Genomic DNA, 24758 nt, shown 5'->3' on the forward strand with positions numbered 1-24758 from the left:
TCAGTTCTTCTCGTTGGAAAGGATGGTGACAGCGGAGACTGCGGTCGGTCCGCCAATGTTGTGGGCCAACGCGACTCGGGCGCCATCCACCTGATTCTCGGCTTCTCCGCGAAGTTGGTTGAACAATTCGTAGCATTGCGCCACCCCTGTGGCGCCCGGCGGGTGGCCCTTACCCTTCAGACCGCCGCTCGGATTGACGGGCATCGACCCACCGACATAGTGCTCGCGGCTCTCGACGAGTTTGTACGCCTCGAAGCGCTCGGCGAATCCGAGGTCCTCGTAGCTGATCAACTCCACCCCGGTGAAGCAGTCATGGACCTCGGCAACGTCGATATCGCGCGGGGTCACCCCGGCCATGCTCATCGCCGCCCTCGCCGCCCGGACTGTCGGTGGGAAGGTCGTCATGTCCGTCTTGTGTTGGTGCATCACCCGGTCCATGCCCAGTCCGACACCGCGCACCCACACCGGACGATCGGTGTACCGGTCCACGACGTCGTCGGCGGCCAGGATGACCGCAGCGGCGCCGTCGCTCTGCGGGGTGCAGTCGTAGAGACCGAAGGGGTCCACCACCATCGGCGCCGACAGCGCCTGCTCGACGGTGATTTCGTAGCGCAGCTGGGCTTTCGGGTTGGTCACGGCATGGAAGTGGTTCTTCACCGCCACCATCGCCATGTGTTCCTTGGTGGCAGGCGACTCGTGTAGATAGCGGTCGACGTGCAGCGCGAAGTTGGCGGGAGCCACCAGGCCCAGCGGGTAGTCCCAGGCGTTGTCGCGCGTCATCGCCGCCCACTCCCAGAACGTGGTATTCGACGCGGTCTCGCGCACCTTGTCCGCACCCACCACCAGCACCACGTCGTACAGCCCCGAGGCGATCGCCAAGGTGCCGTTACGAATGGCATCATTGCCGGTGGCACAGGCGTTTTCGACTCGGGTTACCGGAATGCCGGTGAGATCGAGGGTGTCGGCGAGGATGCCCGACGGGAATCCGTCGGTGGTGGCCAGCTCACCGAACCAGGCTGCCTGGATCTCGGACTTCTTGATGCCCTTGTCGACGTTGCCGACGCACTCGGCGTAGGCCATCGGGATCAGGTCTTTGATGCCGAGGGCGAAATGTTCGGCAAACGGCGTCATTCCGGCCCCTACCATGGCGACGCGTCTCATGCCTGGGCTCCCTCGGTTGCAGTGGGTTGGAATGCATACCCGTAGTCGGGGATGCCGGCGCGATCGGCGACCTTGCGCAGTACCACCGATCCGGCCTGACCAATCGTGACCTCGCCGGCAGGGACGCCGGTGACCTTCATCAGCGCACGGACCGGACTGCCGTCGAGTTGCACCACGGCGATCGAATACGGGCCCGGCAGATCCGGTACCGGGATCCGAATGGTCGTCCGGGTGTACACCGTCCCGGTGCGTGGGAGCGGCTCCAACCGGTACTCGGTAACCAATGCGCCGTCGTCGTCGACCCTGGCCCGTGGCGGGAATTGCGGCGCTGCGTCTATCCCTGGATGCTGCTCGAATACCGCCGCCTCCCAACGCAGCTTCGGCTCGAAGGCACGGGCATAGGCGGGCAGCGAGATCGGGATGCCGTTGCCGTCGGCAGTGCGAAATGCGGGCAGGTCGCGAGCAGGTACCTCGTTGCGATTGACCGGCACGGCCGACGACGCCGGGGTGACGTGGGCTGCCGTCACGCTGGACTGCTCGACGGCCAGTAGCAGACCGCTCGCGGCGTCCCGCTCGATCAACGCGGCCAAGGCGCGAATGACGCCGGACGCCGACACATTCGCATCCTCCAGCGCCGACGAGGCGTCGAGGTCGCCGCCGAGTTCCTTTGCCTTCACTCCGACCACGGCGACGACGGGCTGCGCGTTCGGCAGGCGAAGGCGTTCGACCGTCGCCTTCACGCCGATCTCGCGTTGCAGCCGTGAATCGCCATATTCGTGTCGTGCGCCGTCCTCACCGCGGGTGGTGGTGGGCAAGCTGCGAGTCTGACGGGCCACCGGATCAACCCGCACGCCCTCCCGGCCGATCAGCACCGCGGCCGCTGCCGCGGTCGCCGAATCGTCGGCTGCCAGCACGAGGGTTCCCTCGCCGGCGCCGAGAATCTGGTCGAGCACCGCGGGTGCGCCACCGAGAACCTCTGTGACCGCGACATCGGCCGACAACGACAAGCCGGCGAGCAATACCCCTCCATTGCCCCCCTCCAGCAGCGGGAAGTCCCGCGACACCAGCACGACGCGCTGTGCGGTCGCGCTTGGGTCGGCGGCCCGGCCCGCGGCGACGGCCATGGTCAACGCATCCTCATCGGGGCCCTTGACCCGTCTTCCGCGCAGCGTCCACGGCGGCAGGTAGGTGCCGATCGAGCTGACCTGAGTCATAGAACCTCGCTTTGGTCATGGGTGTGTACCCGGCCCAACTAATGAGCTATATAGTTATAGCATTCAAGCTATCAGCCGAGCGACGGAGGAAGGGTTCCCGAGCCGTGAATAGTCCCAATGGGCGGACCCTGAGCGGTCGCGTCGTTGTCGTGACCGGCGCCAGCCGCGGCATCGGTGCGGCAACCGCAATCCGGGCCGCCGAAGACGGCGCCGCCGTTGCACTGCTGGCCAAGACCGCGACACCTCATCCAAAAATCGCCGGCACGCTCGCCGACACCGCGGAGGCGGTAGCGCGTGCCGGGGGGCAGCCGCTGCCGCTGACCTGTGACGTACGGGATGCCGCCGCAGTGGCCTCGGCCATCGACACGATTGCTGAGGCATTCGGCGGTATCGACGTGGTGATCAACAACGCAGGTGCCCTCGATCTGCGGCCGACCGAGAGCCTGCCGCCGACGAGCTTTCGGAAGCTGTTGGAGATCAACGTCGAGGGTCCGTTTGCGGTAGTGCAGGCCGCCCTGCCGCACCTGCGCCGTTCGGCCAACGCGCACATCGTCAACATCGCTCCGCCGCTCAGCCTGAACCCCAAGTGGGTTGGCACCCACGTCGGGCACACCGTCGGCAAGTACGCCGAAAGCTTGCTCACCTTGGGCTGGGCTGACGAGTTCGCGTCGATACCGATCGCGGTGAACTCGCTGTGGCCCGCCACCACCGTTGCCAGCACCGGAATGCTGGCTGCGATGGGCGAAGCGGCCGTGCGCGCACAGGCTCGCAGCCCCCAGATCATGGCCGACGCCATCCACGCACTCGTGAGCCGACCGGCAGCGCAGTACAGCGGTCACTTCTGCACCGACGAGGAAATTCTCCGCGAAGACGGTGTCGAGGACCTTTCGAAGTACCTGCTGGCCGCCCGCGAAGAGGACCTGACGCCCAACTTCTATCTTCCGTCGACACCGCTGCCTGCGGGCTCGCGAGTCGCCAGATGAGTTCGTTCGACGAGCTCAGTGCGCACACCCCCGAGTTGGTCAAACTGCGCCTCGGGGTTCGCGACTTCTTGCGGTCCGATCGCGCCGAGTTCGGTTGGGCGCCAGCCGTCGACGCGTGGCTCGGCCAATGGGACGAAGGGTTTTCGGCACGCCTTGGCGCTGCGGGTTTCCTCGGATTGACGATCCCCAAGCAATACGGCGGCCACGAGTTGAGCCATCTGCATCGTTATGTGGTGACCGAGGAACTGATCGCCGCTGGTGCGCCGGTGGCCGCGCACTGGACGGCCGACCGCCAGGTCGCGCCGAGTCTATTGACCTACGGCACCGAAGCGCAACGCGAGCGCCTACTCCCCGAAATCGTTGCAGGCAAGCTCTATTCGTCGATCGGGATGAGCGAGCACGGTGCAGGATCCGATCTGGCGGCCGTTGCCACCAAGGCAGTACGGACAGACGGAGGCTGGCTACTGTCCGGCACCAAGGTGTGGACCAGCGGTGCTCACCATGCGCATCAGGTCGTGGTGTTGGCCCGCACCAGCCCACTGGATCCGAAGCGCCGGCACGCGGGATTGAGCCAGTTCCTGGTGCCCTGTGACGCCAAAGGCGTTCGCGTGGAACCCATCCTGCTGATGTCGGGGGCGCACCACTTCAACGAGGTGGTCCTGGACTCGGCCTTCGTCGCCGACGCCGACGTACTCGGTGAGATCGGCAACGGCTGGCATCAGGTCACCTCCGAGCTGTCCTTCGAACGCAGTGGCCCCGAGCGCATCCTGTCCACCGGGCCACTCCTACTCGCGGCCATCCGTGCGCTCGGCTCAGGGTCTCCCCCCGACGACCGCACCGCCGCCGACGTCGGCCATCTGCTGGCACAACTGATCTCGCTGCGCCAACTGTCACTGTCAGTGGCCCGAGCACTCACCGATGGGGGTGACGCGGCGAATTTGGCCGCACTGGTCAAGGACCTCGGCACCCGCTTCGAAGCCGAGTCGGTCGAGTTGGTCGCCGATCTGATGGAGGGCTCACCGCGGCCGCCGGAGTTGGACGCCATGCTGACGACGGCGTGGTTGCACAAGCCGATGTTCACGTTGCGAGGCGGAACCAACGAGGTGTTGCGCGGCGTCGTGGCGCGCGGAATGGGGTTGCGGTGAGCGCTGTTGCCGGGGGCATCTTCGCGTCGAAGACCGCCACAGACGACGACACCGAGTTACGGGACCTGATCGATCAGCTCGGGCGACGTTCCTACGACGCCGCCTTGGGGCGCCGAGGCGTCCCCGACCGGTTCGACGCCGACCTCTGGCACAACCTCAGGCAAACCGGGTTGGCCCGGCTGACGAGCACTCCTGACAGCGGCGCCGGTCCACGGGAGCTGGCCGTGGCGCTGTACGGACTGGCTCGCCATGCCGCAGCTGTCCCCTTGGCCGAGACCGACGCGCTGGCGGGATGGCTTGGTCAACAGGCTCACATCGGCCTGCCCGACGGGCCGCTCACAGTGGCCATCGTGGACGCAGAGCCCCAAGGCGGACGGATGAGTGGCACCGCGGTTGAGGTGCCGTGGGCGCGGGCCGGCGCGATCCTGCTCGCCGCCCGCGGCCGCGATGCGCTTCGAGTCGGTGTGCTCAAGGCGGCCGACAGCACGGTGCGCGAACACCACAACCTCGCCGGAGAGCCGCGTGATTCAGTCGAATTCAACGTGGCCGCCGACCAGTTCGAGGTGCTCGACCCGGCCCTTGGTGTCGAGCTGGTCCTGCGCGGCGCATGGGCGCGGTGCGTGCAGATCATCGGTGCGCTCGACGCTGCGGCGGCCCTGGCAGTGGAACATACTCGTCAACGCGAGCAGTTCGGTCGTCCACTCAGCGCTTTCCAGTCCGTACAGCAGTCATTGGCCGCCCTTGCGGGCGATATCGAAAGAGCCCGCGCTGCAGTCGAACTCGCCGTCGCCGCCGCTACCGAGTACGGATTTGCCGCCGCACCTACCGACTACGCCGTGACGATTGCCAAGGTCGCGGTCGGCCGCGCAGTCGGACCCGTCACCACCACCGCACACCAGCTGCACGGAGCGATCGGCGTCACCAGTGAGCACCCGCTCTGGTTGTTCACGCTGCGTGCCCAGAGCTGGCGTACCGATTTCGGCACCACCAATGACTTTGCTCGTCGGCTCGGAAGGTTGGCGCTGGCTGCCGACGATCCGTGGGACCTGGTAACGGGCGATCTGCCCCAACTCGACAACACCAATTAACAAAGGAGAACCGGTGACGGTAGAAAAATTCGAAGGCGCGTCCGCGATTGTCAGCGGTGGCGCGGGGGGGCTCGGTGAGGCGACCGTGCGTCGGCTCCACGCCGACGGCCTTGGCGTGGTGATCGCCGACCTCGCCGAGGACAAGGGCAAGGCCCTGGCCGACGAGTTGGGCAGCCGCGCCCGGTTCGTGAGCACCGACGTCACGAGCGATGAAAGCATTCTCGGCGCGATCGAACAGGCCAACGAGCTGGGTCAGCTGCGCTATGCGGTCGTCGCACACGGCGGTTTCGGTGTGGCCCAACGGATCGTGCAACGTGATGGCAGCCCCGCCGACATGGCCGGCTTCACCAAGACCATCGAGCTGTACCTCAACGGCACCTACAATCTGACCCGGCTGGTGGCGGCCGCGGTTGCCACTGCTGAGCCGCGCGCCGACGGCGAGCGGGGGGCCATCGTGATGACGGCTTCCGTCGCAGGGTACGAAGGGCAGATCGGCCAAACCGCCTATGCCGCTGCAAAGGCCGGTGTCATCGGGTTGACCATCGCAGCCGCACGCGACCTCAGCTCGGTGGGCATCCGAGTCAACACCATCGCGCCGGGCACGATGAAGACGCCGATCATGGAGTCGGTTGGCGAAGAGGCGATCGCCAAGTTCGCCGCCAACATCCCATTCCCGAAGCGGCTGGGCGCTCCGGACGAATATGCGGACGCGGCGGCGTTCCTGATCAGCAACGGCTACGTCAACGGCGAGGTCATGCGCCTCGACGGCGCACAGCGCTTCACTCCGAAGTAGTCCCGACATCCGACGTCTGGCCGGCCACGCTGTGGCCGGCCAGACGTCTTTCACCGGCTACAGGCGGCCGTCCACCTGGAGCGCCGGGTGTACCCACGTCGGTGAATTCTTCTGCTTGAACGCACGGAAACCCTCCCGCGCCTCCGGCCCGAACAGGCTGGTCTGCATGCCGATCCGATCGAACAGGCCGAGGTAGCCGTCGAGGCTCGATTTGATCACGCCGCGCGCCCCCGGGGCGGTGCGACAGCACTGCGCCAGCAGCTCTTTCGAGACGTCGAGTAGGTCGTCGTGGGGCACCACTCTGGCCACCATGCCCCATTCGACGGCCTCCTCCGCGGTCAAGGTGCGACCGGTGAACATCAGATCCTTGGTGCGGACGGGCCCGATCATCCGCGCTAGTACCTGGCTGTAATAGGTGTCGGCGATGCCGCGGAACAGTTCGGGCACCCGGAACGTGGCCCGGTCGCTGACAACGGCGAGGTCGCTGCACATCGCGATCTGAAGGCCGCCGCCTTGGCAGAGTCCGTTGACCGCCGACACCACCGGTTTCGGCGACTGCCGCAGAACATCGAAGGGCGTCACGTCCATGCCCATGGTGGAGGCGAAGTCCATCCAGTTGTCCTCGGCGGCCTGGCCCAGGTCACCGCCGGGGGCAAACACGTCGCCGGTACCCGTGATCAACAATCCGGCGAGGTCGGGATCGGCGTTGACCCGGCTGATCGCGTAGCGGATGCCGAAATACATAGCCGGCGTCATCGCGTTGCGCGCCTCCGGGCGGTCCAGGGTGCAGATCGCGAACGCACCTTGTCGTTCAAATGTCAGAAAAGGTGTGCCAAGCCAATCGCCGTCGGGTGGGCGCGGACCGCCGGTGGGGCTTACGGACATATGGGATCCCTTCCTAGCGACGACTGTCTTCGTCCCTCAAATTAGCCAAATAGTTGTATGATTCCAACTTTCCGGCGTAGCATTCCCAACGTGGCGCACGTCACTGCACGGTGTCCACTCAGCTTCGGCGCGATCACTAGCGAACTTTGGAGGCACACGAATGGGTTCACTCGACGGCCGGGTCGTCTTCATTACAGGCGCTGCGCGCGGCCAGGGCCGTTCTCACGCGGTCGTGTGCGCGGAGCAGGGCGCGAACATCGTGGGTGTCGACATCTGTGAAGACCTCGACGTCGTGCCCTACAAGCTGGGCAGCTACGAGGATCTCGAGGAGACTGCACGCCTGGTCGAAAAGACCGGTCAGGAAATGCTTTTCGAGAAGGCCGACGTGCGCGACCTTGCGGCTCTCCAGAAAGTCTTCGACGCCGGCGTCGAGCGTTTCGGCCACATCGACACTGTGCTCGCCAATGCCGGTGTCGTCTTGACCAACGCTGACGAACGGGACGCCTCAGAAGCGCTTCGGTTGGGCCTGGACATCATGCTCGTCGGGGTCTGGAACGCCTTCCAGGTCGCGATTCCCCACATGAAGGAGCGTGGCGAGGGCGGCAATCTCGTCGCCACGAGCTCGATGATCGCACTCCTGGACCTGACCGATGGCCGCGGCGGCAGCGACTCGTACCTGATGTCCAAGGTCGCCGTCGTCGGCCTCGTACGGGCGTACGCGGCCATGCTCGCGTCGGACCGCATCCGCGTCAACGCCGTCGCGCCCACCAACTGTGCAACGCCGATGATCACCGAGAACCCCGCGCTGTTCAAGGTGATCGAAGAGAACCCGCGGATGGTCAACGCCGTGCAGACCGCGTTGCCGGACCTACCCTTGGTCGAGCCGCGCGACGTCAGCAACGCGATCTTGTTCCTGATCAGCGACGCGGGTCGCTCGTTCACGGGAAGCCTGCTGAAGGTGGACGCCGGCATGGACGTCCGGCGAGGCTAGCCGGCACGCCGCGATGCACTACGGAATCGAGGGACGATCGGCGCTGATCGTCGGCGGAAGCAAGGGGATCGGCTTCGAAGTCGCCAAATTGCTTGCCGCAGAGGGCGCCAAGGTGGCGGTGCTCGCCCGCACCAAGTCAGACGTTGATGCCGCAGTCGAGCAGATCCGCGCCGAAGGCGGTGCCGCGCTTGGCGTCACCGCTGATGTCAGCAACGCCGAGCAACTCGACGATGCCGTGCGTGAGGTGACCGCGGTGCACGGTGCGCCGCTGATCGTGGTCGGGCAGGCCAAGTACCAGCGGCCGGGGGACTTCGCGGACATCAGTGACGTGAACGTCTACCGCGAATCCTTCGAAATGCACACGATGAGCCAGATTTTCCTGCTCCAGGCCGTACTGCCTGCGATGAAACAAGCCGGTTGGGGCCGTTTCGTGCACATCGGATCGGCCACAGCCAAGGAGCCGGCCGGCAACATCCATCACGCGGTGGCCAACACCAGCCGGCCCTCGACAGTCGGACTGCTCAAAACCGTTGCCGACGAGTACGCCCAGTACGGAGTCACGGTCAACACCGTCGCGCCCGGCTGGATCGAGACCGAGAACGCACTGGCATATCTGGACCAACATCTCGGCGCAAGCACCGAGGCGCAGCGGCGCGACTTCATGCTGACCAAGGCGCACGTGCCCGCAGCACGCATGGGCAAACCAGCCGAGATCGCCTCGCTGATCGCCTACCTGAGCTCAGACCCAGCGGGATATGTGACCGGAAGCTGGATCGAAGTCGATGGTGGACTACACCGGTCGGCGTTCTAACCCTAGGAGCATTCGTGGATATCCTTGGCGCACCGGAACTCTCCTTTGCCAGCCTGCCGATGGCAGCTGACCGCGGTGTCGGATGGAAGACCGTGCGCGACGCTGGGCGGGTAGTGAGCATCGACGGTTGGTACTACCTGTCCCATCGTGAGGACGTGCTCGCCGCGCTGCGCAATCCGGAGTTGTTCTCGTCGAAGAAGGCTTTCGATGTGCTGGGCAGCCCCATTCCCCTGGTACCCATCTCGTTCGATCCACCCGAACACACGCGGTTCCGAAAGATCTTGCAGCCCTTCTTCAGCCCACACACCCTGGCGGAGATGTTGCCGTCGCTGCAGATGCAGGCGCTCGATATCGTCGACGAGATCGCCAAGAAGGGCGAATGCGAAGTCGTGGCCGACCTCGCCATCCCCTACCCGTCACAGGTCTTTTTGACGTTGTTCGGGTTGCCACTGGAGGATCGCGACAAGCTCGTCGCGTGGAAGGATTCAGTCATCGCGCTGGCGGAGTCGCCGTCCCTCGACGGCGTCGACCTCACGCCCGCAATGGAATTGCTCGCCTACCTCACCGAAGCCGTCAACGAACGAAGGGCCCAACCCGGCCCTGACGTCCTTTCGCAGGTACTCAGTGGCGATGACGCCCTCGACGACGCCGAGGTGATGGGGCTCAGCTTCCTCTTCGTGCTCGCCGGCCTGGACACCGTGACGGCGGCGATGAGTTCCGCCCTTCTCGAGCTCGCCCAGAAGCCGGGCCTGCGCGCTACGCTGCGCGAGCATCCGGACCAGATGAGCGTCTTCGTCGAGGAGATCATCCGGTTGGAGCCACCCGCACCGATGCTGCCCCGGGTGACCACCGCAGAGGTCACCATCGGCGACGTCACCCTGCCCGCCGACACCCGGGTGCGACTGTGCGTCGCCGCGGTCAATCGTGACGACAGCGACGAGATCTCCATCAACGACGTCGTGATGGACGGAAAGGTGCACCGGCACTGGGGCTTCGGCGGCGGTCCGCACCGCTGCCTAGGGTCACACCTGGCCCGCATGGAGCTCACGCTCGTGCTCGACGCGTGGCTCAAGCGCATTCCCGAGTTCGCCGTGGAACCCGGCTATGAGCCGCACATCGCTTTCCCCGCACAGACTTTCGCGCTGCAACGCCTACCTCTGAAATTCGGGTAGCGATCTCCCGTGAATCACTCACACACGCTACGAAGGGATCTGCCGGTGTCTCTCACGAGTGGTGTCGGCAATGGGTTACGGTGAGTCGTGATGTCTTCCTCACCGCTCACCGCCGAAGCCGCCAGCATCGCCGTCGTCTGCGTGGAATGCCAAAACGGCGTTCTCGGTGCGGAATCGGTGTTACCTGCACTGGCTGCCGACGCCGGTGATCTGGTTGCGAACCTAGGCCGCCTGCTGAACGCGGCGCGCAACAACGGAATACGCGTAATTCATGCCACCTATGAGGGACTGCTGGGTGGCACCCCAACCGGCACGGCCCGCCTTTGGCGGGCACTGGCCCCGGCCACCGCCAGCTGGGCACCCGGCACAACGGCCACCCAAGTGGTTGACTCCCTGCTGGGACCCGACGACCTCGTCCTTCCACGCCACCACGGGTTGTTCCCCACCCTCGACTCCGAATTGTTGCCCGTGTTACGCGGTCTGGGCATCCGGACGATCGTCCTGACCGGGGTGTCACTCAACCTCGCCATCACCCACACCGCAGGGCATGTCACCCAAGCCGGGTTCGAGCTCGTGGTACCCCGTGATGCGGTGGGCGGCACCCCGGCCGACTATGCCGAGCAAGTGTTACGCAACACCATCGCGGTGCTGGGCCGACTCACCACCGTTGACGACCTCATCACCGAGTGGGCCGATTCAGGTGGGGTCGGTGCATGAGCGCGATTGGGCGGACCGCGTCGCATAGTCGATCCCGTGGTCTGGCCGCGGCCCTGTTGAGCGTCGCCGCAGTCGCGAGCTGCTCGAATGATAGTCCCGCCGCCGCACCGCCGCCGCGCGATGCCGTACCGCCTGGCACGGCTCAGGTGAAATTGGGTAGCGATGACGCCGGAACCACCCATTCCGTGGCGTGCACCACCGTGGCATCGTCGATAATCATCAAGACGGGCAACGATGCCGCAGGAACCACGTCGACACTCACCAGCGCCGACGGGCTCACCGTGGCATCGGTCGACATCCGTGATGTCGCCGGATTCACCGGTAGTCAGCGGGCCGGCCTGCAGGGTGACGCCAACGTCCACATGACTGGGCCGTTGTACGTGATCACCGGGACGGCGCGGGGCTTCAGCACCAACAATCCGAGTGCTACTGCGATGCAACCCTTTTCGATCACCGTGTCTTGCTGACTACCCCCGGCCGGGGGCCGTTGCGGGGATCAGCCCCCGGCCGAAGGGGTCAGCATCTGCTGCCACGTGGGTACCTGCGGCGCACCCTGCGCGAGGTTCGACTGGGTGTGCACCGTGCCGTCTGGTCCGACGTATTCGCCTGTGGCAGGCTCATATTGAGCAGCGGGCACTGGCGGAATCGCGGGTTGCAGGGGCGCTTGCGGTGCCGGCGGGGTGCCGGGCGGTAGCTGCGGAACCGGTTGGCCGGAAAGGGTCGCGTTGGGGTCACCCTTCCAGTTGAGGCCATCATTGAGCGGCACATACTGCTCGTCGCTCTCGCACATTTTGGCCGTGGGGGCCCGCTTACCGGGCACGGTGATGCACGGATAATTGCGCGCACCGCGCACGTCCCACATGGAGTCCTGCGGAACCCGGCAGTAGATATCGCCCGGGGGGCGTTGCGGCGCATCCTCGAAGTTGGCCGTGCGCTGTTGTTGAGGCGGCAGAAAGCCGGTGTTGCACACCGGCGGCACGTTGATGTTCGTGTTGAAGCTCAGGTACGCACCCTTGTAGGGCGACTTGGTCCCGAGGTTGGCGATCAACACGCCCTGCAATGCGTTGACCCCCTGGGGAAGTACCACCAGGAGCTGCTCGACGGCCGGCTGGTAGGCCAAGGCGACCTGGCCGACGCTGACCAGATTGGCGAGCACGATCGGCAGTGTCGGCCGCAGGCGGTCCAGCAGTTGCCGTGCCTCATCCGCCGCCGGTCCGCCTTTGTCGATGACCCCGGCGACTGCCTGGTCCTGAGTCTGGAGCTGGTCGGTGATCGTGGCCAGGTGTGCCGCCCACGCTTGCACGTCATCCGAGGTCTGCGATTGCGAGTCCAGCAGCGGTTTGGACTGGTCGATCAGAGTGGTCAACGCATCTTGCTGCTGCCTGGCACCGCTGGCCACCCGCGTGGCGCCTTTGACCAGCCGCGCGAGGTCAGGCCCCAGTCCGCCGAATGCTGTGTAGCCCTCGTCGACAACCGTTTTCAGGTTGTCTCGCGGAATCGCCTGCAGTCCCCTGTTTGCGGCGTCGAGCAGGCTGTTGATCGGGGGCTGGACCGATGTCCGGCTGAGCGGGATGGTGTCACCATTCCTCAGCGGTGCCGATGTCCCGTTGCGCGGCTGGAGGGCAAGGTATTGCTCGCCAACTGCCGTTTGACTGTGCACCTGCGCGTCGAGATCCGACGGGATCGAGACATCGGAGTGCAGGGACAGAACTGCCTCGACGCCTTTGTCAGTCAAGCGCACATCTGTCACTTTGCCGACTTCAGATCCGCGGTAGGTGACATTGGAGCTCGAGTACAGCCCACCGGCTTCGGGAAGCTCGACGGTGACGGTGTACCGCCCGATGCCGAAAAGCAGCGCCGGCAGTCGCAGGTAGGACAACGCCACGATGAGCGCGGCGATCACCGAGACGATCGTGAACACGATCAACTGAATCCTGACGAAGCGAGTCATGCGCATGGCTAAGGCCCCTGATCGAGGTGATAAGGCAGAGTCAGCGGGTTCCCGGCGGTGTAGGGGCTGGGCAGCTGCCCGATCGTGCGTCCCCACTGGATCTCGAGTTTGGTCAAATTGCCCTCGAATCGGGTACCGGTGAATATCCCCTGGTCGATCCGGCTCAATGTGAGATCGATGACCGCGGTCAGGTTTGCGTAATCGCCGCGCACCCAGTTCTCCAGTGTTTCGTTGGGCCACGGGAATGTCGCGAGCAGGCTCAGTGAACGCGTCAGGGCGGGACCTGCGTTGGCTAGCGAATTAAGCACCGGTCCCAGCTCTTTGAGAATCTTGACGAGGCTTTCTTTTGTTTGACTGACCGAATGAGCGGCCAACTCGCTGAGCTTGCCGAGTTGGGTGAGGGCTTCGGTGAGGTGGTCCCGTTGCTGGTTGAGCACCTCCAGAGCATCGGGAAGCACGCGAAGTGTCTTGTCGAGCACTGGTTTCTGGGCGGCGAAGTGGCCGACCAGGCTGTTGAGCCTGTCCGTTGCGTCGATGATGTCGCCGGTTTGGTCGTTGAGGTATCCGACGAATTTGTCCACCTGTCCTATCAGGCTTCGCAAGTCTTCGCCCCGGCCGCCGAACGCTGTGCTCAGCGTGGCGATGATGTCCTGCAGTTGGCCCACGCCCCCGCCGTTGAGCAAGAGCGACGCCGCAGCCAATGTCTGCTCGGTGCTGGGATAGGCGCCGGCCGACGACAATGGGATCACCGACCCCTCGTGCAGCTTGCCCTGGGCGGGTACGTCGGCCGGGGGCGCAAGCTCGACGTGCAGCGAACCCAGCAGGCTCGTCTGACCGAGCTTCGCTGTCGCGTTGGCGGGCAGGTCGACGTCGCCGGCTAACTGGATGGTCACCAATGCGTGCCAGCCCTGAAGGTCGATCGCGGTGACATTGCCGACGTTGACGTCGTTGACTCGCACCCGGGCGTTGCGCTGTAGATTCTGCACTTCTGGTAGCTGGACTTGAATTGTGTAGGAGCCGGGACCACCCCCCGCGGTGCCAGGCAGCGGCAATGAGTTGGCGCCGCGCCAACTGCCGCAACCGGTCAAGCCGGCCATGGCCAGCGCCACCGCGACGGTCGCCGAAAGCGCACGAACCCCCTTCGGGCGCATCACGATCCCCCGCCCTGGGGCGTCATCATTCCGGGCAGCCCCGCCGCCGGATCCGTCGGCTTCGCTTCCGCCGGGTACACCGGCGATCCGTCAGCCGGCGTCGGGGGCGGCCCGGCGGGCGGCGGCGGGGGGCCTCGGCGGGTGGCGGCGGCAACGCGTTCGGGCCGTAGGTGGGTCGGAGAAAGTCTTCGCTATAGGTGATCTCGTTGGGCCGGGCTTGTGCGCCCACGAAGAAGTTTTCACCCAACGGCAAGGTGTTGTATTGCCGATTCTTGACGATGGGCGCCAGATATTGGGCGCATAGTTTGGCCGACTGTTCGTTACCCATCCGGGACGCCGCCTGAATTGCCCCACAGATGAATGAGATCGGGTTGGAGAAGTTGTTGAGCGCCAAGGCCCCGGTGAACGCGGCGTTCGCCGGTTCGTAGATGTTCAAGAAGTTCTGCAACGCGGTCGGCGCTACGTGCAGCGTCTGCTTGAGGTCATCGAGGCTCTCCACCAGCGTGGTGGACAGCTGCCCGAGTTTGTCGGACGTCGTGCCGAGGGAGTCGCGGTTGTCCCGCACAAAGCTGGCAACGTCACCAACTACATCGTTGAGGTCCTTGACTGCGTTTCCGACCTCGTTGGGATCGTTGGCCAGTAAACCTGTTACCGCAGCGAGGTTCCCGTTGAGTTGGCCGAGCAGTGCACTGCTGTCCTTCAGCGCCGACACCAGAGCCGCCAGGCTTTTGACGGTGCCAAAGATGTCATCGCTGTGGTCGCCCAGCGTCGAGAAAACCTTCGATATCCGGATCAGGGCTTCCCGAATGTCTCCGCCCTGCCCGCGCAGGTTGTCGGCGGCCGTGTTGATGAATGCGCCAAGGGTGCTTACGCCGCCTGGCTGAGTGGGCTGCAAAGTCTGCGTCAGCTTTTCCAGCTGCTGGCGCAGGTCGTCATATTCGACCGGTACAGCGGTGCGCTCCAACGGAATTACCGCGTGGTCCGAGAGAGCGGCACCGCCGTTGTATGCGGGCAGCAGCTGTATCGCACGCGGGGTCACGACCGCCGGCGAGATGATCGCGGCCTGCGCGTCGGCGGGCACCTTGTACTTGGCGTCATACCAGAAGGTGATCTTCGCGCGTTCCGGCTGCGGTTCGATCTTCTCGATCTTGCCGACCGGGACGCCGAGAATTATGACGTCGTCACCCACATAGATCCCGTCGCTGTTGTCGAAGTAAGCGACGACGTTGACCCGGCTCGCGACGTTGCGTAGCTGAAGCACGAGGACAAGACCCGCCACCAGGCACAGCGCGACGACGGTGGCAATACCGACCTTGGACAGACGTGCGAACCTCATCGTGGCCCCTCAGCTGGCGGTTGCGTCGGCCCGGGCGCAGGACCCGCCGGCGCAGCCTCACCGGGCGCCGACTGATAAATGGGCAGCGGCGGTGTCGGTGTGGAGGCATACCCCGGCGCGGGCAGCGCCGGCGGCCCTGGCGGCGGTCCGCCGCGAGGTGATGCGGGAGGCGGTTCCCGATACGGGTAACAACCGGTCGGTCCGGGCAGCGGCAGACCCGGCGGACCACACCCCTGATCACCCGGCTTGCCGGTGATCGCATCCGGGAGGGTCATTTTCGGCTCGCCGCCCTGCCCGGTGCGCGGGTAGGGCACCGGCAGTGCGGGTGTCCCGGGCTGACCGATTTGGGGGTCGCTACGCTGGGACGGCAACAGGGTGTTGGGATCGACGCCCAGGTCGGAAAACGCCGCATCGATAAACGGTTGGACGAACTGGCCTGGGAAGAGATTGACCAGATATGCCTTGAAAAATGGCCCGGAAGCCACGGATTCACCCAGACCCAGTGCATAGGCGTTGAGCAGCTTGATGGATTTCTGCACGCGATCCTTGCGGTTGTTCACGATCGCGAGAACACCGTTCAGTTTGTCCAGGGCGGGCCGCAGCGTGTCGCGGTTCTCCTTGATGACACCGGCCAGCTGATGACTCAGTGCCGAGATGTTGCCTGCGATCTGATCGAGAGCCGCGTCCTGCGTCTGCAGCTCGCCGAGCAGGGCGTTGGCGTCGGTAATCAGACCCGCGATTTGATCGCTGCGGTCGCCGAGCACCTTCGTCGCCTCGTTGGCGTTCGCGAGCAGGTTGCGCAATTGCTCGTCGCGATTGTTGAGCGTCTGCGAGATGCGCTCGATGCCCGACACCGCGATCTTCAGGTCCGGAGGGGTGTCTTGGAAGGTTTGAGCCAGCGTCGACAGCGAGTTCGAGAGCTGATCGGTGTTCAACCCCTTGATGGTCTTGGACAGGTCGCCGAGGGCGTCGGTCAGTTGGTACGGCGAACGCGTGCGGTCCAGCGGAATGGTCTGGTTCAGAGAGCCGTTGCCGCGCGGGGTCACCTCGAGGTATTTCGAGCCCAGCACGGTTCTGGTCTTGATCGCCGCTTCCGTGCGGTCTCCCAGCCGTACGTTGCGGTCAATCTTGAACTTGACCAGGACACGGTTCCCGTCCAGCGTGATACCTGACACCTCGCCGACCCTCAGGCCCGAGACCTGCACGCCCTCACCGCCTTTGAGCCCACCTGCCTCGGCGAAGTAGCCGGAGTACTCCTTGGTGTCGGAGACGAAGGGCAACTGGTGAAAACTGAGGAGGAGCGCGACAAGACCCAGGACGACAGCGATGCCGATGCCGCCGATGATGTATGGGTTGCGTTCGGAGAACGTCTTCATTTCGGCGCGCACCGCCCGGTGTCTTGGCCGGCAACCTTGATGTACACCGGTTCGCCGCCCTTGCCGTTCATCTTGAGAACCGCATCGCACAGATAGAAGTTGAAGAAGTCGCCGTAAAGTCCTTGCCTGGCCAGAAGTTGATACTTGTCCGGAAGCTTGTTCAGCAAGTTATCGACGTAGTCGTGGTCGCTGACGACAATCGAGGCGACGCGGTCGAGCTGGCGAACGGTCTCCTGCAGTGGAGGGCGAGCCTGTGACAACAGATCAGCGATGGTTCCGGCGGCCGCGTTGGCATTTCCGAGCGCACCGCTGATGTCGTCCTTGTGGGCGGCAAGACCCCGCACCAACTGCGAAACGGAATCCACCGCCTTGTCGAACTGCTTGCTCTGATCTCCCAGTGATCCCAGCACGGAATTTAGATTGTCTATCACCTGCCCGATCAGCTGGTCGCGGTTGGCCAACGTATCTGTCAGCGAAGCCGTCTGCGCCAGAATCGATTTGATGGTCGCACCCTGCCCCTGAAGAGCCTGGATGAGCTCACCCGTCAACGAGTTGACCTGCTCTGGATTCAGCGCGCGGAACAGCGGGCGCAACCCGCCGATGAGGGCGTCCAGATCGAGGGCAGGCAGCGTGTTGGAGATCGGAATTGTCTGTCCCGGTTGGAGTCTCCTGACGTCTCCGGGACCCTCCAACAGAGCCAGGTACCGGTCACCGACCAGGTTCTCGTACCGGACGACGACCTTTGTCCCTGCCGTCAGCAGCACCGAAGAGCTTGCGCTGAATTCGACGTGGACGGTGGAGTCGTCCTGGATCACGAGGTTCTTGACCTTCCCGACCTCGACTCCGGCCACGCGGACAAAGTCTCCGATCTTCAACCCGGAGACGTTGTTGAAGGTTGCGTTGTAGTTGGCCGTGGTGTCAACGCGCAGCTGTGCGAAAACGGCGAACAGCGCGACGATCGCGAACACACATACCACGCCGAACACAGCCAGGCGCCAAACCACGCCTCCAAGTGAGATTTTCAAAGGTCATGCCCTCTGTCGTCGATTCGGTTCACGGTGCCGGCGGAGGGCCCGGCGGCGGCGGCCCTGGGGCGGGTCCGGTCAGCTCGGCAGGCAGCGGTCCCGGCGGTGGCCACGGGTTATCTGGAGACGGTGGCCCCTGGCACCGGATGCTCGGCGGATTGGGGACGGCGCGGGTGACGGGGAAGAAGTTGGCGTAGCACGGATGACCCAAGCCGACGTTGCCGCGGATGTCCGTGCCGGTGCCCCAGCCGGTGTTGGTAACCAATTGGCGGACTGGGAAGTTCTTCGACGCGTCGGGCAATGAGCCGCAGCCCGGTTTGCCCCCGGGGCCATTTTTGGCGGCGACGATGGGCAGGTTGTCAGGATATACATACGGATCGTTGCCCAGCAGGATGCCGACGTCGAGAATCACCGACTTGCCGTTGCCGCCGGCGGCTGTGTAAAACCCGTTGTCCAAGCCCCACTTCGCGCCCGTGAGCAGACACGTGTACTCGGGGTTGTACTTCAGGAGCAGATTCGTGGTCGGCTCGAGGACATTCACCGCCCGTATCAAGTTGTCTTTACTCGGAGCCAACACGTCAATCCCGCTGTTCGACAAGCCAATCGCGTTCAGCAGCAGGGCATCCAGCGCCCCCGCGTGACTGGTGATGGTCGCCCCGGTGGTATCGATGGCATTCAGAGTGGCCAGGATGTCGGGCGCGGCAGCGCCATACGTGTCGCTGAAGGACTTGAGCGAACGCCAATCCTGGCGGATCGCTTCACTGCGCGGGTTGATGGCCCCGAGTACCTCATTGGCATCGGTGACTGCCTGTCCGAGGGCCGGGCCCTGACCGCGCAACCCCTCCCCCAAGGCGCTCAATATGGCGTTGAGCTTGGCCGGGTCGACCTGGTTCAGCACCCCTACGAGGTTCTCGAAGATGGTGTTCACTTCGGTGCTCACGGTAGTTGCCGGCACGACCGCGCCCGCGGCAAGGTGCTTGGCACTGGCATCGTCGGGGGCAACGAGATCCACAAACTTCGGTCCGAACGCGGTCGGCGCCATGATTTGCGCCTTGACGTTGGCGGGGATGTATGACGTTTGATCCGAGTAGATGTCGACTTTGAGGCTGACCGGCGTACCCCCGGCGACACCGCTGACCCGTCCCACTTCGATGCCGCGAAACTTCACTTTCGCGTTGGTCTCCAGGATCAAGCCCGCCCGCTGCGCTGTGATCGTCACCGGAATGGAGGAGCGAAACGATCGCGTGAACATGCCCGCGGTGAAGACCATCACCCCGACGATCAGCAGAATGAGCATGGTCGTCCACCACGCCGGATGTAGCCCTAGGACACGGTCTCTCGTCGGCATCGAAGCTATCCGGACAAGTGGAAGTTGCCGGACTCGCCATACGTCGCGAGCGCTATGACCAATGCGACGGACACCGCTGCTACCAGCGAAGCACGCACCGCGCGCCCCACCGCCTCACCTACACCGGCCGGACCACCCGATGCATTGAAGCCGTAATAGGTGTGCACGAGCATGATCACCAGCCCCATGACGACGGCCTCCAGGAACGACGCGAAGATGTCAAATGGCTGCAGGAAGGTATTGAAGTAGTGGTCGTAGACGCCGCTGGACTGCCCGTAGACGAAGATGACCAGAAACCGGGTGAAGGCGGTCGCCGTGATAGTCGCCATACAGAACAACGGAATGACCACGATCACCCCGGCGATCAGCCGAGTCGACACCACGTAGGCGATCGCCCTGACAGCCATCACTTCGAGTGCGTCGATTTCCTCATTGATCCGCATCGCACCCAGCTGCGCGGTAGAACCGGCGCCGACGGTCACCGCCAGCCCGATAGCCGCGATCGCCGGCGTGGAGAACCGGACTTGAACGTAGGCCGAGAAAAACCCGGTCAACGCCTCGACTCCGATGCTTCCCAGTGACGTGTATCCCTGGATAGCGACCAGGCCTCCGACAGACCCGGTCAGCAAGATGATGATCACCACGGTGCCGCCGATCACCGCCAATGCGCCTACACCCAAACTCATTTGGGCGACCAAGCGGGCGATCTCCCCCTTGTAATACCGCACTGCGTCGCGGCAGCTTCCAATCGACTTGACGTAAAACGCTGTCTGGTCACCGATTCGGTTCCAACCCGCCGCGAACGATGCTGCGGCGCGTCTGACTTGCGGCAGTGGGTAGCGGGCGACGTTGTAACTCATTGCAACCCCTTGAAACTCGCCGCTGTGAGGAGCACATCGATGATGAAGAGCACCACCGCCGCGTAAACCACGGTTTCATTGACCGCGTTGCCCACGCCCTGCGGGCCGCCACCTACCGTGACGCCCTTGTAGCAGGCGATCAGACCCGCCGCCACGCCGAACACCGCGCCTTTGAGGAGGCACACCACCACGTCACTGGTACCGATGATGAGCGTCAAACCCGAGGCGAATGCCCCTGGGGTGACGTGCTGTACGTAGACGGAGAACACGAAGCACGAGACGATGGCGACGAGCGACACAATCGACACCAGAAGAAACGAGACGAGGGTCGCGGCTAGGACACGCGGGACCACCAACGCCTGGATCGGGTTGATGCCGATCACTCGCATGGCGTCGAGTTCTTCGCGGATCGTCCGCGCACCAAGATCGGCGCACATCGCTGTCGCCCCCGCGCCGGCGACCACCAGCACCGCGATGATCGGACCGGTGTTGACGATCACCGCCAAGGAGGTGGCTCCGCCGGAGGCGTCGGACGCGCCGATCTCGCCCAACAGGATGTTGAGGAAGAAGATCGTCAGCATGTTGAACGGGATCGACAGCGCGATCACGGGGAATAGCGACACCCGCGCCACAAACCAGCACTGGTACAGGAACTCGCGCCACGCGAACGGCGGCCGGACCATAGCCACGAAGGTGTCCAGCGACATGGCGAAAAAGCTGCCCACCTCGCGAACTGGTTTCGCAAGGGCCGAAGTGGCGGTCACCGCCGGTTATCCCCGCGCATTTCCGTCGGACCCATAAACCCTAAATTCCTCCTTGTCACGCGGCGCGACGCCAAGGTGTGATCCCGATCTCTCGACCGGTGTCGGTGAACGCTACATCACAGTTTTCGAAAATTGCAAGGCCGTTGTCAACACCGGTGTAATTTTGCTGACGCGAAAATAGGCCGACGGGGTTACGAAGCTCCCCGCCTTGCGACACGCCGGTCATACTTGTCTCAGAGATCAGCCCCGGATACCCGCTGCCAAGCGTCGCGACATGGCCTTTTATCCAACACCGAGCCGTTAGGCCACCGTTCCTGGCCGCGGCTTCTGCGGGGCACAAGCGGTCCGTCGTACGCGCCGCCGGAGGCGCAGCGACTATTCGCCACCGCGAGTCCTCTACTTATTTCAATTTGCCGTAGCGGCAGGTCTATATCGTTAGCGGCCATGCGCCGAATATCGATTTGAATGCCTGCAATTGGAAACCGTGCGTATGCGCGTCAGAATCAGAAGCCGTGTGGCGGCACTCCCGTGCACTACCGCCGATGCTACAATAATTTTACAAACACCGGCCATTGAATTGTCGTTGTCGCGCGGATCGATCGGATCATTTCGACCCCCGACGGCGAGACAGGGGTGACTTGCCGGCGGCAGCCGCCTCGATCCGGCCGCGCGCTCAGACACCCCGTCCGATCGCCGGCAGGCGGCGAGGAATCGGGCTCGACCAGTGGTTTCGCGGCGAAAGGACGCAGCGCTGATACCGCTCTCTTGCGCCCTGGCCGCCGGTGGACACGCTCGGTGCCGCCATTGAGAACACCGGGTGGCCATTTCGGGCTCGCATCAAGCAATGGCGCGGGTTGTCGGACGTCAGTCGCCAAAAGTGATGCCCCCAGCGGTGCGTCGCTCGGAATTTCGGTCTGCGAGTCGGCGCCCCGTTGTGCAATTGATCCTGGGGCTGACAATCGCTGAGCGGCCGCCCAGGGACCGCCGCTCGAAATACTGATAAATATATCTATATAACGATTTAGAGAGTTCGCGCCCGGGCTTTTTGCCGGACGCTGTCCGGATGGCGTAATGGTGCCATACATGAAGCGTTGCGCACGATTTCGGTAGATCGCGGCCGGCGGTCCGACGAGTCGAGCGGGGTGCCCGAACCGGCTCTCGTCGATCAGTTTCGGACCTGAGGCGAGCATTGCTGACGTAAGCTCACGGCGAGTGGTGGTCCGGGACTGCAGGAGACACGAATGAGTGGATATCGCGTGACGAAGGCTCCCCACAGGGCGGTCGTGGCGCTCGCGGTGGTGCTGCTCGCCAACCCGGTGCTCGACGCGCCATCGGCGCACGCCGATAACTCCCGGCAGCTCCGAAGCATCTTCATCGACATCTACACCGCACAGCAGCGCAACGGTTGTAAGACCGATCCTCGGCTGGACAACCGGCTCGTCGAGGCAGCACGCATTCATACGCTCGATGTACTAGCAAACCGGGACCTCAACGGAGACATAGGTTCCGACGGATCTACACCACTGGACAGGGCAAACGGTCAGGGTTTCGTCGGCAAGGTCGCAGAGACAGTGGCCATCAATCCCGCGCTGGCCATCAGCGACATCGAAGTTTTGCAGCAGTGGTGGTCTGACCCCGCTTCTCGCGCGACCATGCAGGATTGCGGTAACACCGCCATCGGAGTGTGGTCCGAAAACAGTCTGGACCGCACCGTGGTGGTCGCGGTGTACGGCCAACCCGTCATTCCCTGACCCGGCCGGGGGTCACCTGACCAATCCCAATCGCGGAATCAGCGGCTCAGCGTCGCAGTCACGGGCCCAACCGGGTTGCAGACCGTCCTGGCCGGATCTCCGTAGCGCACGCAACCCACTCCGGAGGCCGTGTACGTGGCTGTCGATTGGGGTGGGTCGAAGAACACCTCTGCCGAACCCCAGCCGTATGCGCTGGCGCATCTGCCCTGACTTCCGGCGGAGGCAAGGCACACAGTGGCATTCATCGGCTGAGCGGGACCCGTACAACCCGTCGCACGGATGGTCGCAGTCGCCTTGGTCCCCGTTGCCGGGTCTTCGACAAGTCGCGGCGCGGAGAGTCCGAACGAACAGTTCAAGTCGTCGGCCCACGCGGTTCCACTCGGTCCCGGCAAGCCGATCAGCACGCCTAGGCAGGCCAAGAGAATGCCCGACGCTCTTCGGATCATCGCTGAATGGTAACGCCCGCGGCCGTCACCGGGATAGCGAACTGTTTAACTATTTGTCCGGCGGCACCCAGGGGCAAAACGCTGAGCGCGTCTCATGGCTGGGCGTTCACGGTCCGCCACAACAGCTCGGTGGCCGCCGCGAGGACGGCCGTCCGGTCGACCGACGCGATCTCGTTGTGGCTCACCATCAACCAGGACCGCTCGAGCATCGCCATAACGGCGAGCCCGCTGGCAGCGGGATCCACGCGGAGTGGCGTGACCGCCACCTTGGCGATACCTGCCCCAGCGCCCAGGGCGGCGGCGGTTCGGCGATGCGAGCGGGTGACGCGCGCACGGAACTTCGGATCAGTGGGCATGTCGTCGGCGGAACGGATGACGAAGGCGCCGCTGCGGTCGAGATAATCGAAATAGCGCTCGACCCACATCTCGAGCTGGTGGCGCGACGGCGGAGCGTCGAGCTCTCCGAACGCTTCGGCAACCTCGAGCACCTGCCGGTAGGTCTGCGTGCCCAACTCAACGAAGAGCTCGGTCTTGTCTGCGAAGTAGTAGTAGAAACCCGCACGGTTCACGGCCGCGAGATCGGTGATGTCGCGGATCGTCACACCGGAGAAGCCCTTGCGCGCGAACGCGATCCGGGCAGCGTCCAGAATCGACTCGCGAGTGCGGTCAGACTTGCGGACGACGCCTGCCGACGACCGGTCAGACACGTTGCGAGACCGGCGGCGCCACGGACTCGGGATAAAACGTACTCGCCCAACGCCGCAGGGCGCGAAAGCCCGCCGCCTCCGAGGTCGCCAGCCCAGGGGGTTCGAGATAGAGCTGGTGCTCCCAGATCTGAATGTCGTCGGGCAGAGCCAGTTTCGCCGACTCCAACCGCGCCTGGAAGCTATCCGGCTCGGCGCCGTCCTCCGCGCTGATCCAGTAGCCGGCGAAGATGTCGGATGTGGTGTCGTCGACGGGAGTCGCGCATATCGAGATGACGCGGATGCCGTCGCGCATGTGCTCGCCGTTGAAGCTGAGCCCGATGCCGGACCAGTAGATCTCGATCGTGTTCATCGTGTCGTCGGCGCGGTCGACAACGTCGGCCCAGCGTCGGCCGAAGCCGACCTTGGCCGACCACGTCGATTCGTCGGTGTGCTCGCGCAAGACGACCGGACTCATCGGAGTCTTGTGGACGAACCGGAAGTGATGGGGATCCACCGCATTCTCGGCGATCACCTGGGGATGTACCTTCACGCTGTCGAAGCGAGTCCGGCACTCGGTGCCAAAGGGGTGAAAGGTCCTCTCGCGGACGTGCGGGCCCAGTGCCTCGAAGGCGTTGGGCACCTCCCACATAGGCGGCCGTGACTCGGCGTCGTGCCACATGTAGATGGAGTCGTTGAGTTCGGTCACCCGGTACGAGCGCACCCGGCGCCCCCGATTGGGCCGGTCCTGGTACGGGATGGCGACGTTGCGGCCCTCACCGTTCCAGACCCAGCCGTGAAACGGACACTGGATCCCCTCATCGACGACGCAACCGCCGTGGGCAAGGCTGGCACCGAGATGCTGGCAATGCGCATCGAGCACCTTGACGTCACCGTTCAATTCCCGAAAGAGAACAAGGTCGCGTCCGAAGTAGTGCTTCGGTACGACGTCCCCGACCGCGACGTCGGCACTCCAGGCGACTTGAAACCACCCGGTGGGAGCCATGCTTGGCAAACCTGTCGTCTTCATCAACATGTCCTTTCGGGGCGGGACTGTGCCATCACCGTACTCGTTTTCGACACTGGTGTCGAAAAGCGGCTTTGCTC

The 24758-nt window shown here is 64.4% G+C and carries 22 protein-coding genes and 1 pseudogene; 10 read left to right on the forward strand and 13 right to left on the reverse strand.

Annotation, left to right across the window (positions count from 1 at the left end; genetic code table 11):
• Both D3H54_RS27475 and D3H54_RS27480 read right to left on the reverse strand, forming a co-directional pair.
• Positions 1–1161, reverse strand: a complete 1161-nt coding sequence (locus tag D3H54_RS27475) for a thiolase C-terminal domain-containing protein (RefSeq protein WP_149382873.1) — start codon at positions 1159–1161, stop codon at positions 1–3.
• Positions 1158–2375: a Zn-ribbon domain-containing OB-fold protein gene (locus D3H54_RS27480; RefSeq protein WP_149382874.1), complete on the reverse strand. Its 1218-nt coding sequence runs from the start codon at positions 2373–2375 to the stop codon at positions 1158–1160. Before D3H54_RS27480 ends, D3H54_RS27475 begins: the two co-directional genes overlap by 4 nt.
• Before the next feature lie 104 nt (positions 2376–2479).
• On the opposite strand from D3H54_RS27480, the gene D3H54_RS27485 reads away from it, so the two are divergent.
• From D3H54_RS27485 to D3H54_RS27500, 4 genes are read left to right on the forward strand one after another with little or no spacing between them, the layout of a single operon-like run.
• Positions 2480–3358, forward strand: coding sequence for an SDR family oxidoreductase (locus D3H54_RS27485; RefSeq protein WP_168214985.1), 879 nt, complete (start codon positions 2480–2482; stop codon positions 3356–3358).
• A complete protein-coding gene (locus tag D3H54_RS27490) occupies positions 3355–4503 on the forward strand; it encodes an acyl-CoA dehydrogenase family protein (RefSeq protein ID WP_149382876.1) in 1149 nt (382 codons plus the stop codon). The genes D3H54_RS27485 and D3H54_RS27490 overlap by 4 nt, the downstream gene beginning before the upstream one ends.
• Entirely contained in the window at positions 4500–5591 is a 1092-nt protein-coding gene (locus D3H54_RS27495) for an acyl-CoA dehydrogenase family protein (protein WP_149382877.1), read from the forward strand. The genes D3H54_RS27490 and D3H54_RS27495 overlap by 4 nt, the downstream gene beginning before the upstream one ends.
• Positions 5592–5604: 13 nt before the next feature.
• Positions 5605–6384 (forward strand): SDR family oxidoreductase, encoded by a 780-nt coding sequence (locus D3H54_RS27500; protein WP_149382878.1) that lies wholly within the window; start codon positions 5605–5607, stop codon positions 6382–6384.
• Between the two features lie 57 nt (positions 6385–6441).
• Here the strand turns inward: D3H54_RS27500 and D3H54_RS27505 are convergent, their stop codons facing one another.
• The gene (locus D3H54_RS27505) at positions 6442–7269 is read right to left on the reverse strand and encodes an enoyl-CoA hydratase/isomerase family protein (protein WP_149382879.1); all 828 of its coding nucleotides are present in this window, start codon (positions 7267–7269) and stop codon (positions 6442–6444) included.
• A gap of 160 nt (positions 7270–7429) precedes the next feature.
• On the opposite strand from D3H54_RS27505, the gene D3H54_RS27510 reads away from it, so the two are divergent.
• From D3H54_RS27510 to D3H54_RS27530, 5 genes are all read left to right on the forward strand, one after another.
• Positions 7430–8260 carry a mycofactocin-coupled SDR family oxidoreductase gene (locus tag D3H54_RS27510; RefSeq protein ID WP_149382880.1) on the forward strand — a complete coding sequence of 277 codons (831 nt, stop codon included), beginning with the start codon at positions 7430–7432 and terminating at the stop codon, positions 8258–8260.
• 13 nt (positions 8261–8273) lie between these two features.
• Positions 8274–9071 carry an SDR family oxidoreductase gene (locus tag D3H54_RS27515; protein WP_149382881.1) on the forward strand — a complete coding sequence of 266 codons (798 nt, stop codon included), beginning with the start codon at positions 8274–8276 and terminating at the stop codon, positions 9069–9071.
• Between the two features lie 59 nt (positions 9072–9130).
• Complete coding sequence (locus D3H54_RS27520; protein ID WP_286199332.1) at positions 9131–10243, forward strand: cytochrome P450; 1113 nt, start codon at positions 9131–9133, stop codon at positions 10241–10243.
• A gap of 90 nt (positions 10244–10333) precedes the next feature.
• The gene (locus tag D3H54_RS27525) at positions 10334–10960 is read left to right on the forward strand and encodes a cysteine hydrolase family protein (RefSeq protein WP_149382883.1); all 627 of its coding nucleotides are present in this window, start codon (positions 10334–10336) and stop codon (positions 10958–10960) included.
• A complete protein-coding gene (locus D3H54_RS27530) occupies positions 10957–11427 on the forward strand; it encodes a lipoprotein LpqH (protein ID WP_149382884.1) in 471 nt (156 codons plus the stop codon). Before D3H54_RS27525 ends, D3H54_RS27530 begins: the two co-directional genes overlap by 4 nt.
• 29 nt (positions 11428–11456) lie before the next feature.
• On the opposite strand, the gene D3H54_RS27535 is transcribed toward D3H54_RS27530, so the two are convergent.
• From D3H54_RS27535 to D3H54_RS27570, 8 genes and pseudogenes are all read right to left on the reverse strand, one after another.
• Positions 11457–12917, reverse strand: coding sequence for an MCE family protein (locus D3H54_RS27535; RefSeq protein ID WP_149382885.1), 1461 nt, complete (start codon positions 12915–12917; stop codon positions 11457–11459).
• Positions 12918–12919: 2 nt separating this feature from the next.
• Positions 12920–14062: an MCE family protein gene (locus D3H54_RS27540; protein WP_149383782.1), complete on the reverse strand. Its 1143-nt coding sequence runs from the start codon at positions 14060–14062 to the stop codon at positions 12920–12922.
• Positions 14062–15398, reverse strand: a pseudogene (locus D3H54_RS27545) (MCE family protein). The gene D3H54_RS27540 and the pseudogene D3H54_RS27545 overlap by 1 nt, the downstream one beginning before the upstream one ends.
• The gene (locus D3H54_RS27550) at positions 15395–16774 is read right to left on the reverse strand and encodes an MCE family protein (protein ID WP_149382886.1); all 1380 of its coding nucleotides are present in this window, start codon (positions 16772–16774) and stop codon (positions 15395–15397) included. The pseudogene D3H54_RS27545 and the gene D3H54_RS27550 overlap by 4 nt, the downstream one beginning before the upstream one ends.
• Positions 16771–17799, reverse strand: coding sequence for an MCE family protein (locus D3H54_RS27555; protein ID WP_149382887.1), 1029 nt, complete (start codon positions 17797–17799; stop codon positions 16771–16773). Before D3H54_RS27555 ends, D3H54_RS27550 begins: the two co-directional genes overlap by 4 nt.
• A 28-nt stretch (positions 17800–17827) precedes the next feature.
• Positions 17828–19096 (reverse strand): MCE family protein, encoded by a 1269-nt coding sequence (locus D3H54_RS27560; protein WP_286199025.1) that lies wholly within the window; start codon positions 19094–19096, stop codon positions 17828–17830.
• Positions 19097–19152: 56 nt separating this feature from the next.
• Positions 19153–20007, reverse strand: a complete 855-nt coding sequence (locus D3H54_RS27565) for an ABC transporter permease (RefSeq protein WP_149382889.1) — start codon at positions 20005–20007, stop codon at positions 19153–19155.
• The gene (locus D3H54_RS27570; protein WP_149383783.1) at positions 20004–20714 is read right to left on the reverse strand and encodes an MlaE family ABC transporter permease; all 711 of its coding nucleotides are present in this window, start codon (positions 20712–20714) and stop codon (positions 20004–20006) included. Before D3H54_RS27570 ends, D3H54_RS27565 begins: the two co-directional genes overlap by 4 nt.
• Positions 20715–22012: 1298 nt before the next feature.
• On the opposite strand from D3H54_RS27570, the gene D3H54_RS27575 reads away from it, so the two are divergent.
• Positions 22013–22522: a CAP domain-containing protein gene (locus tag D3H54_RS27575; protein ID WP_149382890.1), complete on the forward strand. Its 510-nt coding sequence runs from the start codon at positions 22013–22015 to the stop codon at positions 22520–22522.
• A 538-nt stretch (positions 22523–23060) separates the two neighbouring features.
• Here the strand turns inward: D3H54_RS27575 and D3H54_RS27580 are convergent.
• Positions 23061–23675 (reverse strand): TetR/AcrR family transcriptional regulator, encoded by a 615-nt coding sequence (locus D3H54_RS27580; RefSeq protein ID WP_149382891.1) that lies wholly within the window; start codon positions 23673–23675, stop codon positions 23061–23063.
• Positions 23668–24681, reverse strand: coding sequence for a Rieske 2Fe-2S domain-containing protein (locus tag D3H54_RS27585; RefSeq protein ID WP_149382892.1), 1014 nt, complete (start codon positions 24679–24681; stop codon positions 23668–23670). Before D3H54_RS27585 ends, D3H54_RS27580 begins: the two co-directional genes overlap by 8 nt.
• Between the last annotated feature and the right edge of the window lie 77 nt (positions 24682–24758).

It is taken from the genome of Mycobacterium sp. ELW1 (genome assembly GCF_008329905.1).
Classification (GTDB): domain Bacteria; phylum Actinomycetota; class Actinomycetes; order Mycobacteriales; family Mycobacteriaceae; genus Mycobacterium.